General features: G+C 76.0%; 3 protein-coding genes. All 3 read left to right on the top strand.

All coding sequences use genetic code 11. The features are described 5' to 3' along the window. The coding region (locus ACFXHB_RS41430; RefSeq protein WP_380581807.1) for an SDR family NAD(P)-dependent oxidoreductase at window positions 1-8,084 on the top strand (8,084 nt) is incomplete at its 5' end. 101 nt (window positions 8,085-8,185) lie between these two features. Then, window positions 8,186-13,324 (top strand): type I polyketide synthase, encoded by a 5,139-nt coding sequence (locus ACFXHB_RS41425; RefSeq protein ID WP_380581805.1) that lies wholly within the window; start codon window positions 8,186-8,188, stop codon window positions 13,322-13,324. A 52-nt stretch (window positions 13,325-13,376) separates the two neighbouring features. Next, window positions 13,377-15,314: type I polyketide synthase (locus ACFXHB_RS41420; protein WP_380581803.1), on the top strand; the 1,938-nt coding region annotated here is incomplete at its 3' end.

Below are 15,314 nucleotides of genomic sequence, written 5' to 3'. Positions count from 1 at the left end.
CCGTCAACGGCCCCACCCACACCGTCATCGCCGGCACCGTCGAAGCCGTCCACGCCGTCGTCGACCAGGCCAAGAACGACGGCCACCGCGCCCGCACCATCCCCGTCGACTACGCCTCCCACTCCCCCCAGGTCGAAACCCTGCGCGAGCAACTCCGCACCGACCTCGCCGACATCACCCCGGGCCCGGCCACCATCCCCTTCATGTCGGCCGTCACCGCAGAGCTCACCGACACCACCACCCTCGACGCCGACTACTGGTACACCAACCTCCGCAACCCCGTCCTCTTCCAACAAGCCGTCCGCGCCCTCGCCACCACCGGCCACACCACCTTCATCGAAACCAGCCCCCACCCCGTCCTCACCCCCGCCATCGAAGACACCCTCGACGACACACCCACCGTCACCACCGGCACCCTGCGCCGCAACGAAGGCCACTGGACCCGCCTCCTCACCTCCGCCGCCCACCTCCACACCCACGGCCACCCCATCGACTGGACCCCCCTCCTCCACCCCGGCCACCACCCCGACCTCCCCACCTACCCCTTCCAGCACCAGCACCTGTGGATCCAGGACGCCGCCCCTGCCGATTCGGCCCCGGCGTCGAGCTCCGCGGCGGACTCGGGGTTCTGGGAGGCCATCGAGGAGCAGGACATCGCCGCGGTGGCCGCGACGCTCCGGGTCGAGGACGAGGAGCAGAGACGGTCGCTGAGCACCCTGCTGCCGGCGCTCTCCTCCTGGCACCGGCAGAGCCGCGACCGCTCGGCCGTGGACGAGTGGCGGTACCGGATCGCCTGGAAGCCGGTGGCGGACCCGGCGGCGGCCGCGCTCTCCGGCACCTGGCTGGTGATCGTCCCCGCGGGCCACACCGACGACGCCTGGGCCGCCGAGGCCACCCGCGGCCTGGCCGCGCGGGGCGCACGGACGGTGCTGCTGGAGGTGGATGCCGACCGCGACGCCCTGGCCGCCCGACTGCGCGAGGTGATCGACGGTGGTGAGCCGGGCGACCTCGCGGGCGTGCTGTCGTTCCTCGCGCTGGACGCCGGCCGCGCGCCCGGGCGGCGCGCCGCGACCACCGGCGTGGCGCTGACGCTGGCGCTGGTCCAGGAGTTGACCGGCCTCGGCGTCCGGGCGCCGCTGTGGTGCGCCACCCGCGGTGCTGTGCACACCGGTCCGTCGGACGCACCCGCCGATCAGGTCCAGGCCCAGCTGTGGGGTCTCGGCCGGGTCGTCGCACTGGAGCTGCCGCAGGTCTGGGGCGGTCTGGTCGACCTGCCGGGACAACCGGACGAACGGTCGCTCGGGCGACTGCTGCGGGTGGTGGCTCGGTCCTCCGAGGAGGACCAGGTGGCGGTCCGGGCGGCCGGGCTGTTCGCCCGGCGGATGGTGCACGCCCCCGCCGGGGAGGGCCGGCCGAGCCGCGGTTGGCGCCCGCGCGGCACGGTGCTGGTCACCGGCGGTACCGGGAGCCTCGGCCCCCGGCTGGCCCGCTGGCTGGCCGACAACGGCGCCGAACACCTCGTGCTGGCCAGCCGTTCGGGCCCGGACGCGCCGGGAGCGACGGACCTGGCCGCCGAACTGACCGCGCGGGGCGTCGCCGTCACCCTGGCCGCCTGCGACGTGGCCGACCGCGACGCGGTGGCCGACCTGCTCGGCCGGCTGCGGGCGGACGGCCACACCGTGCGGGCGGTCCTGCACACGGCAGCGTTCATCGAGCTGACGTCCGTGGTCGACACCACGCCGGAGAGTCTCGACCAGGTGCTGGCCGCCAAGGTGGACGGCGCCCGGCACCTGATCGACCTGCTCGGCCCGCAGGCGCTGGACGCCTTCGTGCTGTTCTCGTCCATCGCCGGATTCTGGGGCAGCGGGGACCACGCCGCGTACGCGGCCGCCAACGCCGCCCTGGACGCGCTGGCGGAGCAGGGCCGCGCCGTCGGCCTGCCGATGCTCTCGGTCGCCTGGGGCGTCTGGGAGGACGCCGTCAACACCTGGAAGAACCTCGGCGACCAGGACGTCGAACGGACCCGTCGGCGGGTCCGCGAACAGGGACTTCCGCTGATGCGCGCGGAGTTGGCGATCGCCGCCCTCCAGCAGGCGCTGGACCACGACGACACCTTCGTCGCGATCGCCGACGTCGACTGGGACCGCTTCGTGCCGCTCTTCACCGCGCTGCGGCCGAGCCCGTTGCTCGGCGAACTCCCCGAGGTGCGGGAGGTGCTGGCGGCGTCGACCGAATCGGTGGCGACGCCCACGGCCGCGGAGTCCGAACTGCGGCTCTCGCTGGGCCGGTTGTCGGAGGCGGAGCAGCACCGCACGCTCGCCGAGCTGGTCGCCAAGCACGCCGTCGCGGTGCTGGGGCGCAGCACGCCGGACGCCATCCGTCCCGAACGGGCCTTCAAGGAGCTGGGGTTCGAGTCGCTGACGGCGGTCGAGCTGCGCAACCGGCTGAACGCGGCCACCGGGCTCCGCCTCCCGGCCACCCTGATCTTCGACTACCCGACCCCGGCCGCGCTGGTCGCCGAGCTGCGCCGCGAGATCCTGGAGTTGGGCGCGGCCGAGGTGCTCGTGCCGGCCGGGACGACCCGGCCGGCCGCCGACCCGGACACGTCGGCGGACACGTCGGCGGACACCGAGGCGATCGCGATCGTCGGCATGGCCTGCCGGTTCCCGGGCGGAGTCTCGACCCCCGAGGAGCTCTGGCGGCTGCTCGCCGCCGACGGCGACGTGATCTCCGGTCTGCCGACCGATCGCGGCTGGGACCTGGCCCCGGTCTCCGGCGAGCAGGGCGGATTCGTCCGGGACGTGGACGCGTTCGACGCCGCCTTCTTCGGCATCAGCCCGCGTGAGGCGCTCGCCATGGACCCGCAGCAGCGGCTGCTGCTGGAGACCTCCTGGGAGGCCTTCGAGCGGGCCGGCATCGATCTGACCTCCCTGCGCGGCAGCCGGACCGGCGCCTTCGTCGGTGCCATGCAGCACGGGTACGGCGTGCGGTCCGCCGACGCCCCGGCCGCCATCGGGGACTACGTCATCACCGGCAGTGTCACCAGTGTCATCTCCGGCCGGCTGTCCTACGCGTTCGGGCTGGAGGGCCCGGCGATCACCGTCGACACGGCGTGCTCCTCGTCCCTGGTCGCCCTGCACCTGGCGGCGCAGTCGCTGCGCAACGGCGAGTGCACGATGGCCGTCGCGGGCGGTGCGGTGGTGATGCCGACTCCGGACTCCTTCATCGGCTTCAGCCGGATGGGCGCCCTGTCCGCGAGTGGCCGCTGCAAGGCCTTCTCCGAGGACGCGGACGGCTTCGGTCTCGCCGAGGGCGTCGGGGTGGTGGTGGTGGAGCGGCTGTCGGAGGCTCGGCGCAACGGGCACCCGGTGCTCGCCGTGGTCTGCGGCTCGGCCGTCAACCAGGACGGCGCCTCCAACGGGCTGGCCGCGCCGAACGGCCCCTCCCAGCAGCGGGTGATCCGCGCCGCGCTGGCCGACGCCCGGCTGTCGGCGGCGGACGTCGACGCGGTGGAGGCGCACGGCACCGGCACCCGGCTCGGCGACCCGATCGAGGCGCAGGCCCTGCTGGCCACCTACGGACAGCAACGGGACGGCGAACAGCCGTTGTGGCTGGGCTCGTTGAAGTCCAACATCGGACACACCCAGGCGGCGGCCGGCGTGGCCGGTGTCATCAAGATGGTGCTGGCGATGCGGCACGGCGTGCTGCCCCGGACCCTGCACGTCGACGAACCCACCACCCACGTCGACTGGAGCGCCGGCGCGGTCGAACTGCTCACCGAGCCACGGGACTGGCCGCACGCGGACGGGCGTCCGCGCCGTGCGGGGGTGTCGGCGTTCGGCATCAGCGGGACGAACGCGCACGTGATCCTGGAGGAGGCCCCGCCCGCCGAGCCGGCCCAGGAGAAGGACACCACCAACTCCCCTTCCTCCGTCGTCCCCTGGGTGCTCTCCGCCCGCGACCCCGAGGCCCTGCGCGCCCAGGCCACCCGACTCGCCGACCACCTCCGCACCCACCCCGACACCGACCTGCGCGCCACCGGACACACCCTCCTCACCGGACGCGCCACCCACGACCACCGCGCCGTCGCCCTCGGCCACACACCCGCCGAACTCCTCACCGGCCTCGACACCATCGCCGACCCGAACACCCCCACCACCCCTGCCCACCCCACCGGCGGCCGCACCGTCTTCGTCTTCCCCGGCCAGGGCTCCCAATGGATCGGCATGGGCGCCGAACTCCTCGACACCTCCCAGGCGTTCGCCGAGTCGATCGCCCAGTGCCAAGCGGCCCTCGCCCCGCACACCGACTGGAACCTCACCGACGCCCTGCGCGGCAAGAACGACCTCACCCGCGTCGACGTCGTCCAACCCGCCCTCTTCGCCGTCATGGTCTCCCTCGCCCGCCTCTGGCAGTCCCTCGGCGTCCACCCCGACGCCGTCCTCGGCCACTCCCAGGGCGAAATCGCCGCCGCCCACATCGCCGGCGCCCTCACCCTCGACGACGCCGCCCGCATCGTCGCCCTCCGCAGCCGCGCCATCCTCACCCTCAGCGGCCACGGCGGCATGGCCTCCCTCCCCCTGCCGCACACCGAGGCCGCCGAGCTGCTCGCCCGTTGGGACGGGCGCCTCACCGTCGCGGCCCACAACGGTCCCGCCACCACCGTCGTCGCCGGCGACCGCGACGCCCTCGACGAACTCCTCACCCACTGCGAGGGGCAGGGCATCCGGGCACGTCGCATCGATGTCGACTACGCCTCCCACTCCCCGCACGTCGAGGCCCTGCGCGACCAACTCCGCACCGAGCTGGCCGGCATCGCGCCGGGGCCGGGCAGTGTCCCGTTCCTGTCGGCCGTCACCGGAGAGCTCACCGACACCACCACGCTCGACGCCGACTACTGGTACACCAACCTCCGCAACCCCGTCCTCTTCGAACAGGCCGTCACCCAACTCGCCGCCACCGGCCACACCACCTTCGTCGAAACCAGTCCCCACCCCGTCCTCACCCCCGCCATCGAAGACACCCTCGACGACACACCCACCGTCACCACCGGCACCCTGCGCCGTAACGAGGGCGGCTGGGCCCGCCTCCTCACCTCCGCCGCCCACCTCCACACCCACGGCCACCCCATCGACTGGACCCCCCTCCTCCACCCCGGCCACCACCCCGACCTCCCCACCTACCCCTTCCAGCGCGAGCGCTTCTGGCTCACCGCGCCCGCGACCGCCGACCCGCGCGGCTCCGGGCTCGACTCCACCGGGCACCCGCTGCTCGCCGCGGCCGTCGCGCTGCCCGACGACGAGGGCCTGATCCTGACGGGCCGGCTCTCCGTCAGCACCCATCCCTGGCTCGCCGACCACGCCGTCTGGGGCACCGTCCTCGCCCCCGGCACCGCGCTCGTCGAGCTCGCCCTCCAGGCCGCGCACCGGGTCGGCTGCCACCACCTGGAGGAGCTGACCCTCCAGGCACCGCTGCTCCTGCCCGCGTCGCTCACCGTCCGGATCCAGGTGCGGATCGGCGCGCCGGACGACGCCGGGCGCCGGACGCTCACCGTCCACTCCACTCCCGACGACGACACCACCGGCGACGCCGGCAACGGCGACGCCACCACCTGGACGTGCCACGCGGTGGGAACGGCCGTCCCCACCGCGCCGGCCGACGGGTGGGCGACCGGCTCCGCCTGGCCGCCGGCCGGGGCCGTGCCGGTCGGGCTCGACGGCCTCTACCGGCGGCTCGCCGAGGACGGCCTCGGGTACGGGCCGGCCTTCCAGGGCCTGCGCGCCGCCTGGCGCCTCGGCGCCGAGGTGTACGCCGAAGTCGCCCTGCCGGAGGAGCAGTTCGCGGACGCCGACCGGTTCGGGATCCACCCCGCGCTGCTGGACGCGGCCCTGCACACCACCCTGATCGACGGCGCCGAGCAGGTACGGCTGCCGTTCTCCTGGGCGGGTGTCACCCTGCACGCCACCGGCGCCACCGCGCTGCGGGTCCGGCTGACGCCCACCGGGCCGGACGCCATGGCGCTGTCGGTGGCCGACCCGACCGGTCTGCCGGTGGCCACCGTCGAGTCGCTCGCCGTGCGCCGGGTCTCGCCGGCGCAGCTCGGCGCCGCCGCCGACCGCACCGCCGACCGCACGGCGGCCGACAGCCTCTTCCGACTGGCCTGGACCGAGTCGGAAGACCGGCCCGTCACGCGCGCCGTCCGCCACACCGTGCTCGGTACGGACGCGCACGCGGCGTCCGGCCACCCCGATCTCGCCGCCCTCGCCGACGCCCTCGACGCCGGTGCGCCGGTGCCCGAGGCCGTCGTGGTTCCCTGGGCGCCGCAGCCGGACGGGGACCACCGGTCCGCGGAGGCCGCCGGGCGGGCCGTGGAGCGGGCGATCGCGCTGCTGCAGGCCTGGGCCGCCGACGACCGGTTCGCCGCCTCCCGGCTGGTGCTGGTGACCCACGGCGCCGTCGACACCGCGGATCCCGCCGGCCCGGCCGATCCGGGCGCTTCGCCCGATCCCGCCGCGACGGCCGTCTGGGGCGCCGTGCGCTCCGCGCAGGCCGAACACCCCGACCGGTTCGTCCTGGTGGACCTCGACACCGCCCCGGACGGTCCGGGCGCGGACGCCGCCGCGGTGCTGCCGGCACTGCTGGACGGCGCCGAGTCGCAGTACGCCGTCCGGGCCGGCCGGGTGCTGGTGCCCCGCCTGGCACGGCTGCGCCCGGACGACGGCGCCGCCGCCCCCGCGACGGACCCCGAGGGCACGGTGCTGATCACCGGCGGCACCGGGACGCTGGGCGCGCTGGTCGCCCGGCACCTGGTCGAGAAGCACGGCATCCGGCACCTGCTGCTCGTCAGCCGGCGGGCCGAGGGGGCGGCGGAGCTCGTCGAGCGGCTGTCCGCGCTGGGCGCCGAGGTGACCGTCGCGCGGTGCGACGCCGCCGACCGGGACGCGCTGGCCGAGGTGCTCGCCGCCGTCCCGACCCAGCACCCGTTGACCGGGGTCGTGCACGCGGCCGGGGTGCTGGACGACGGCACGCTCGCCTCGCTCACTCCGGAGCGGGTCAGGGCCGTGCTGCGCCCGAAGGCGGACGCGGCCTGGCACCTGCACGAGCTGACCCTGGACGCCAAGCCCGCGCTGTTCGTGCTGTTCTCGGCGGCGGGCGGGGTGCTGGGCAGCGCCGGGCAGGCCAACTACGCCGCCGCCAACGGCTATCTGGACGGTCTGGCCACGCACCGCCGCGCGCTGGGGCTGCCCGGGGTGTCGATGGCCTGGGGGCTGTGGTCCGCCGAGAGCGCGATGACCGGCGCGCTGAGCGAGGCGGACCGGCGCCGGATGCGGCGCTCGGGCGTCCTGCCGATCTCCACGGCGGAGGGCCTGGCGCTGTTCGACGCCGCGCTCGCCCAGGACCGCCCGGTGACGCTGCCGGTCCGGCTGGACCTCGCCGCGCTGCGCGCGGGCGACCCGGCGCGGCGGCCACCGCTGCTGCGGGCGCTGCTCGGGGCGGCGCCCCGGCGCGCCGCCCGGGCCGAGGAGCCGGCCGGGGCGGGCGCCGGACTGTCGCTGGCCGGCCTGACCGCCGCCGAACGCTCGCACGCGCTGGTCGAGCTGGTCCGGTCCCACGCGGCCACGGTGCTCGGCCACGGCTCGCCGGAGGCGGTCACCGCGGGGCGGGGCTTCCTGGAGTCCGGTTTCGACTCGCTGCGCGGGGTCGAGCTGCGCAACCGGCTGAACGCGGCCACCGGGCTGCGGCTGCCGGCAACCCTGGTCTTCGACCACCCGACCCCGGCCGCCGTCGCCGGCCACCTCGGGGACCTGCTGGAGCGCCAGGAGCGGCCCGCCGCCCCGCCGGCCTCCGGCGCCGGGGCCGCCGTCGACCTGGACGCCCTGGAGGCCGGCCTGCGTGACCTGGCCGAAGGAGACCCGACGCGCGAGGGGCTCGCGGCCCGGTTGCGCGCGCTGGCGGCGCGGCTGGACACGGCCGGGCCGAACGGTCCCGGCGCGCCCGGCGAGGTCGAGGAGGAGGACGAGTTCGGGGACGCGACCCTCGACGAACTGCTCGACATCGCCGACGGCGAGCTGCAGAACCCGTGAATCCGCCTGCCCCGGGCCGTTGCCGGCCCCGTCGCGGCCCGGGTCCCACCCGGACCCTTCGTGACCCAGACCCTTCGAAGAAGTGAGAGGCGCACAGCGCGATGACGAGCGACGAGAAGGTCCTCGACACCCTCAAGCGGCTGACCGTCGACCTGCGCAGGACGCGCCGGCGGCTTCAGGAGGCCGAGGAGGGCGCCCGCGAGCCGATCGCCGTCATCGGCATGGCGTGCCGCTACCCCGGTGGGGTCACCTCCCCCGAGGACCTCTGGCGTCTGGTCGCCGAGGAGCGCGACGCGATCTCGCCGTTCCCGGCCGACCGGGGCTGGGACGAGGGCCTGCACGACCCCGACCCGGCGCGTCACGGCTCGGTGTACGTCCGTGAGGGCGGTTTCCTGCACGAGGCGGCCGACTTCGACCCGGCGTTCTTCGGCATGAGCACCCGGGAGGCGCTGGCCACCGACCCGCAGCAGCGGCTGCTGCTGGAGACCGCCTGGGAGGCCTTCGAGCGGGCCGGTATCGATCCGTCGTCGGCGCGCGGGTCGCGGACCGGTGTGTTCGCCGGGGTGATCTACCAGGACTACGCCTCGCGCCTGCGCCGGGTGCCGGGCGAGTTCGAGGGCTACGTCGGCAACGGCAGCACCGGCAGTGTCGCGTCCGGCCGGGTCGCCTACACCCTGGGTCTGGAGGGACCGGCCGTCACCCTGGACACGGCGTGCTCGTCGTCGCTGGTCGCGCTGCACCAGGCCGCCCAGTCGCTCCGGGCCGGCGAGTGCTCGTTGGCGCTGGCCGGCGGGGTGACGGTGATGGCCTCGCCGATGGCACTGGTCGAGTTCAGCCGGCAGCGCGGACTGGCCGGCGACGCGCGGTGCAAGGCGTTCGCGGCCGGGGCCGACGGGACGGGCCTGGGCGAGGGGGTCGGCCTGCTGCTGCTGGAGCGGCTCTCCGACGCGCGACGCAACGGGCGCCGGGTGCTCGCGGTGATCCGCGGCAGCGCGGTCAACCAGGACGGCGCCAGCAGCGGCCTGACCGCGCCGAGCGGGCCGGCCCAGCAGCGGGTGATCCGGCAGGCGCTGGAGCACGCCGGACTGGCGGCCCGCGAGGTCGACGCGGTGGAGGCGCACGGCACCGGGACGACGCTCGGCGATCCGATCGAGGCGCAGGCGCTGCTGGCCACCTACGGGCAGGACCGGGCCGACGGGCGGCCGCTGTACCTCGGCTCGGTGAAGTCCAACATCGGCCACGCGCAGGCGGCGGCGGGCGTCGCCGGAGTGATCAAGATGGTGATGGCGATGCGGCACGGCGTGCTGCCGCGCACCCTGCACCTGGACGAGCCCAACCCGCACGTGGACTGGAGCGCCGGCTCCGTCGAACTGCTCGCCGAGTCGCGCGCGTGGCCGGCGACCGGTCGGCCGCGCCGGGCCGGGGTGTCGTCCTTCGGGGTCAGCGGCACCAATGCGCACCTCGTCCTGGAGGAGGCCGCCGCCGAGGTTCCCGAGGAGACGCCCGAGGCGGCGCCGACCGGCCCGGCGACCGTGCCGTGGGTGCTCTCCGGCCGGACGGCGGCCGCGCTCCGCGCGCAGGCCGGACGGCTGCTGACCCACCTCGACGAGCACCCCGGGCGGTCCGCGGCCTCGGTCGGCGCGGCGCTGGCCCGCACCCGGACGGTGTTCGAGCACCGGGCCGTGCTGCTCGGCCCGGACCTGGCGCGGCTGCGGACGGCCCTGGCCGCCCTGGCGGACGGCGAGGCCCGGCCCGGACTGGTCGAGGGCGTCGCCGGCGGGGACGAGCGGGTGGTCCTCGTCCTGCCCGACCGACCGGCGGACCGGCTCGACCGGGCCGCCCGGCTGCTGGACGCGTCGCCCTCGTTCGCCGCCCGGCTCGCCACGTGCGACGCCGCGCTGGCCGAGGCGGCCGGCTGGACCGCGACGGACGTGCTGCGCGGCGCGCCCAGCGCCCCCGATCCGGCGCGGGCCGAGGTCGGCCGTTCGGTGCGCTGGGCGGTGCTGGTCGCCCTCGCCGGGCTCTGGGAGGAGTACGGGGTCCGCCCGGCCGCCCTGGTCGCGGCGGGCGACGGCCTGGTCGCGGGCGCCTGTGTCGCGGGCGCGCTGTCACTCGTGGAGGGGGCGCGCGCGGCGCTCTCCGGCGGACGGCCTGATCCGACGGGCACCCGGATCCCCGTGCTCACCAGCGCGGCGGACGAGTCCGTACCGGAGCTGCTGGACCGCGGCCACACCCGGTTCCTGGTGCTCGACACCGAGCTGACCGCACTGACCGCGCGGCTCGCCGGCCCGACCGTCCAGGTCGTCGACGGCACGGACGCGTCCCTCACCGGCCTGGCCGCCCTGCACGTCCAGGGCGGGCCCGCCGACTGGTCGGCGGTGTTCCCCGCCACCGGACTCGACCCGGTCGACCTGCCGACCTACGCCTTCCAGCGCCGGCGCCACTGGTTGGAGGACGGGCCGGCCGAACCCGACGTGCAGGCCGCCGGGCTGGCGCCGGCGGACCACCCGCTGCTCCGGGGCGTCGTCGAACTGCCGGACGGCGACGGGCTGCTGTTCACCGGCCGGCTCTCGCCGCGCGAGCTGCCGTGGCTGGCCGACCACACGGTCCGGGGGCGGGTGCTGCTGGCCGGCACCGCCGTCGTCGAGCTGGTCCGCCGGGCGGGCGCCCGGACGGGCTGCGCGCACATCGCCGAGCTGACCCTGCTCGCCCCGCTGGAGCTGCCCGCCCCCGGGGCAGCCCCGGAGGCCGGGGTCCGGATCCGGCTGGCCGTCGGCGCCCCGGACGGGACCGGCCGCCGTGCGGTGGAGCTGTCCTCGCGCGCCGCCTCCCCCGAGGACGCCCCCTGGAGCCGGCACGCCACCGCCGTGCTGGCTCCGGAGGTTCGGGTGACGGCCTCCGACCTGGTGGCCTGGCCGCCGCCCGGCGCCGAGCCGGTCGCCCTCGACGGGTGCTACCGCCGGCTGGCCGCCCTCGGCGTCGACTACGGCCCCGCCTTCCGCGGGCTGCGCGCGCTCTGGCGGCGCGGTGACGAGGTGTTCGCCGAGGTCGCCCTGCCGGAGGCGGACCGGAGCGAGGCAGCCCGGTACGGCCTCCACCCGGCGCTGCTGGACGCCGCCCTCCAGGCGTACGCGGTCGGCTCGCCGCAGGCGTCGGGGCGGGTGCCGGTGCCGTTCGCGTGGCACGGCGTCTCGGTGCGGCCGGCCGGCGCCGCGGCCCTGCGGGTGCGGCTCGCCCCGGCCGGCCCCGACGCGGTCGCCTTCGAGGCCGCCGACGCGGCCGGTGTCCCGGTGGCCTCGGTCGCGAGCCTGCGGTCCCGGCCGATGCACGAGGACGCGGCCGGCCCGGCGCCGCTGTGGCGGGTCCGCTGGGTGCCCGTCCCGGCCGACCCGGCCACCGCCACCGCGCGGACGGCGCTGGTCGGCCCCGCTCTCCCGGCCGGCCCCCACCCGCACCATCCCGACCTCGCCGCCCTGGCCGCCGCCGACACCCCGGTGCCGGACGTGGTGTTCGCTGCCCTGCCGCCCGCCGGGGCCGACGGGCCGGCCGCCGTCCACGCCGCCACCGCCGAAGCCCTGCGGCTCGTCCGGTCCTGGCTGGCCGAACCCCGGTTCGGCGCCGCCCGCCTGGTCGTGGTGACGCGCGGCGCCCAGGTCACCGGCCCGGACGACCCCGCGCCCGACCTCGCCGCGGCCGCCGTCCGGGGGCTGCTCCGGTCGGCGCAGGCCGAACACCCGAAGCGCTTCGGACTGCTCGACCTGGACGGCGCGGCACCGTCCGCCACCGTGCCGGCCCTGGCGGTCGGCTCGGACGAACCCGAGCTGGCGCTGCGGCAGAACACCTTGCTGGCACCCCGGCTGACGCCGGTCGACCGCGCCGAGGACGGCGACCCGTCGTTCGACCCGGACGGCACCGTCCTGATCACCGGCGGAACCGGCACCCTCGGCCGGCTGCTCGCACGCCACCTGGTCGAACGCGGTGCCCGGCACCTGCTGCTGACCGGCCGCCGGGGAGACCGGTCACCGGGCGCGACCGAGCTCGTGGCGGAGCTCACCGCCCTGGGCGCGGAGGTCACCGTCGCCGCCTGCGACGCCGCCGACCGGGAGGCGCTGGCCGGTCTGCTGCGCTCGGTCCCCGCGGCCCATCCGCTGAAGGCGGTCGTCCACGCGGCCGGCGTGGTCGACGACGGCCTGCTGACCGCGCTCACGCCCGAGCGGCTGGCCGCCGTGCTGCGGCCGAAGGTGGACGCGGCCTGGCACCTGCACGACCTGACCCGGCACGCCGATCTCGACGCCTTCGTCCTGTTCTCGTCCGCCTCGGGCACCTTCGGCACCGCCGGACAGGCCAACTACGCCGCCGCCAACGCCTTTCTCGACGCGCTCGCGCAGCGACGGCGCGGCGCGGGCCTGCCCGCCCTGTCCCTGGCCTGGGGACTGTGGGCCGAGCGCAGTGATCTGACGGACCGTCTGGACGCCGTCTCCACCGCCAGGTTGGACCGGGACGGCGTCCGGGCGCTTTCCACGACGGAAGCACTTGATCTCTTCGATGCCGCCCGTATGATGATCACTGAGTCGGTGCTCGTCCCGGTCCGCCTCGATCCCGCGGGCCTGCGGGACCGATCCGATCAGGGCCGGCTGCCGGCGCTTCTCCAGGAGTTGGTCACCGCACCGACTCCGGCGGCGGCGCCGACCGCCCCGGACGCGGACCCGGTGAGCGACTTCGCGCAGCACCTCCGGGCGCTGCCGGAGCCCGCCCGCCGGCGGGCCCTGCTCGACCTGGTCCGCACCCACGCGGCGGTCGTGCTGGCCGAGTCCGCGGCCGAGGACATCGACCCGGAGCAGGGCTTCGTCGACCTGGGCTTCGACTCGCTCGCCAACCTCGAACTCCAGGAACGGCTGCAGGACGCCACCGGCCTCCAGCTGCCCAGCACCCTGATCTTCGACCACCCCACCGCCGCCGCCCTGGCCGACCACCTCTGCGCCGAGTTCGGCACCGGGGAGACCACGGCGATGGGCCCGGCGCTCGCGGAACTCGACCGGCTGGAGGCGTTCCTGACGCCCTTCACCGACGACGACCAGGCCCGGACGGCGATCACGCACCGGCTGAAGGACCTCCTCTCCCGCTGGGGCGACGACAGCCGGGGCGGCGACGGCCCGACCGCCCCCGCCGACCCCACCGACCTCGCCTCGGCGAGCGACGACGAACTCTTCGACGTACTCAACCAGCTCCGCGCCCGCTGAGGGCCCGGCAGAACCAGGTCGACACCCGCACCGGCTTTAGGAGCAGGCTCAAGTGGCACAAGAAGACAAGCTTCGCGAGCACCTCCGGTGGGCTGCCTCCGAACTCGGCGAGGCACGCCGCCGGGTGACCGAGCTGGAGGCCGCCGACCGCGACCCGATCGCGATCGTCGGGATGAGCTGCCGCTACCCGGGCGGGGTGCGGACGCCGGACGAGCTCTGGGACCTGGTGGCCGCCGGACGCGACGCCGTCGGCGCGCCGCCCGCCGAACGCGGCTGGCGGATCGAGGACTTCTACGACCCCGACGGCCTGCGCCCCGGCACCTCATACGTGTGCGAGGGCGGCTTCCTCGACGACGCGGCCGACTTCGACCCGGCGTTCTTCGACATCAGCCCGCGCGAGGCACCGGCGATGGACCCGCAGCAGCGACTGCTGCTGGAGACGGCGTGGGAGGCCTTCGAGCGGGCCGGCATCCCCCCGGCGACGGTGCGCGGCACCCGGGTCGGCGTCTTCACCGGCCTGATGTACCACGACTACGGCACCCGACTGGCCTCGGTGGACGAGTCGGTGGCCGGCTTCCTGGGCAGCGGGACGGCGGGCAGCGTGGCGTCCGGCCGGATCGCCTACGTCCTCGGCCTGGAGGGACCGGCCGTCACGGTGGACACGGCGTGCTCCTCCTCGCTGGTCGCCCTGCACCTCGCCGCCCAGGCCGTCCGGCGCGGCGACTGCGCGATGGCCCTGGCCGGCGGCGTCACCGTGATGGCCACCCCCGACACCTTCGTCGAGTTCAGCCGCCAGGGCGGGCTGGCCCCGGACGGGCGCTGCAAGTCCTTCGCCACCGCGGCCGACGGCACCGCCTGGGGCGAGGGCGCGGGCATGCTGCTGGTCGAGCGGCTCTCCGAGGCCGAGCGCCTGGGGCACCGGGTGCTCGCCGTCCTGCGCGGCTCCTCGATCAACCAGGACGGTGCGAGCAGCAGCCTGTCCGCGCCCAACGGCCCCTCGCAGCAGCGGGTGATCCGGGCGGCACTGGCCGACGCCCGGCTCTCGCCGGACCTGATCGACGCGGTGGAGGCGCACGGGACGGGCACCAAGCTGGGCGACCCGATCGAGGCGCAGGCCCTGCTGGCCACCTACGGACAGGCCCGCCCGGCCGAACGACCGCTCTGGCTGGGCTCGTTGAAGTCCAACATCGGGCACACCCAGGCCGCCGCCGGGGTCGGTGGCGTGATCAAGATGGTGCTGGCCATGCGGCACGGCGTGCTGCCCGCCACCCTGCACGTCGACGAACCCACCAACCACGTGGACTGGAGCGCCGGCGCGGTCGAACTCCTCACCGAGGCCCGCCACTGGCCCGCGACCGGCCGGCCCCGCCGCGCGGCCGTCTCCTCCTTCGGAGTCAGCGGGACCAACGCACACGTCATCCTCGAACAGGCACCGACCCGGGAGACGGAACCGGCGACGGACCCGAAGCCGGCCGGCGGCGCGCTGCCCTGGGCCCTGTCCGCCCGGACCCCGGCGGCGCTGCGCGCCCAGGCCGAACGACTGCGAACCGCCGTCGACACCCACCCACAGTGGCAACCCGCCGACGTGGCCCGGGCCTTGACCACCGAACGGTCGCTGTTCGAGCACCGCGCGGTGGTGATCGGCGACAGCCGGGACGAACTGCTGAACGGGCTCACCGCACTCACCGACGGCACCACCGCACCGGGCCTCGTCCACGGCACCGCCACCGGCGGCCGCACCGTCTTCGTCTTCCCCGGCCAGGGCTCCCAATGGATCGGCATGGGCGCCGAACTCCTCGACACCTCCCAGGCGTTCCGCACCCACATCGAAGCCTGCGCCGAAGCCCTCACCCCCCACACCGACTGGAACCTCACCGACGCCCTGCGCGGCCACCACGACCTCACCCGCGTCGACATCGTCCAACCCGCCCTCTTCGCCGTCATGGTCTCCCTCGCCCGCCTCTGGCAGTCCCTCGGCGTCCACCCCGAC

The sequence above is a fragment of the Kitasatospora sp. NPDC059327 genome (assembly GCF_042752535.1).
Lineage (GTDB): Bacteria > Actinomycetota > Actinomycetes > Streptomycetales > Streptomycetaceae > Kitasatospora.
The sequence above is the reverse complement of the archived record's forward strand: the minus strand, read 5'-3'. Positions and strand labels throughout refer to the sequence as shown.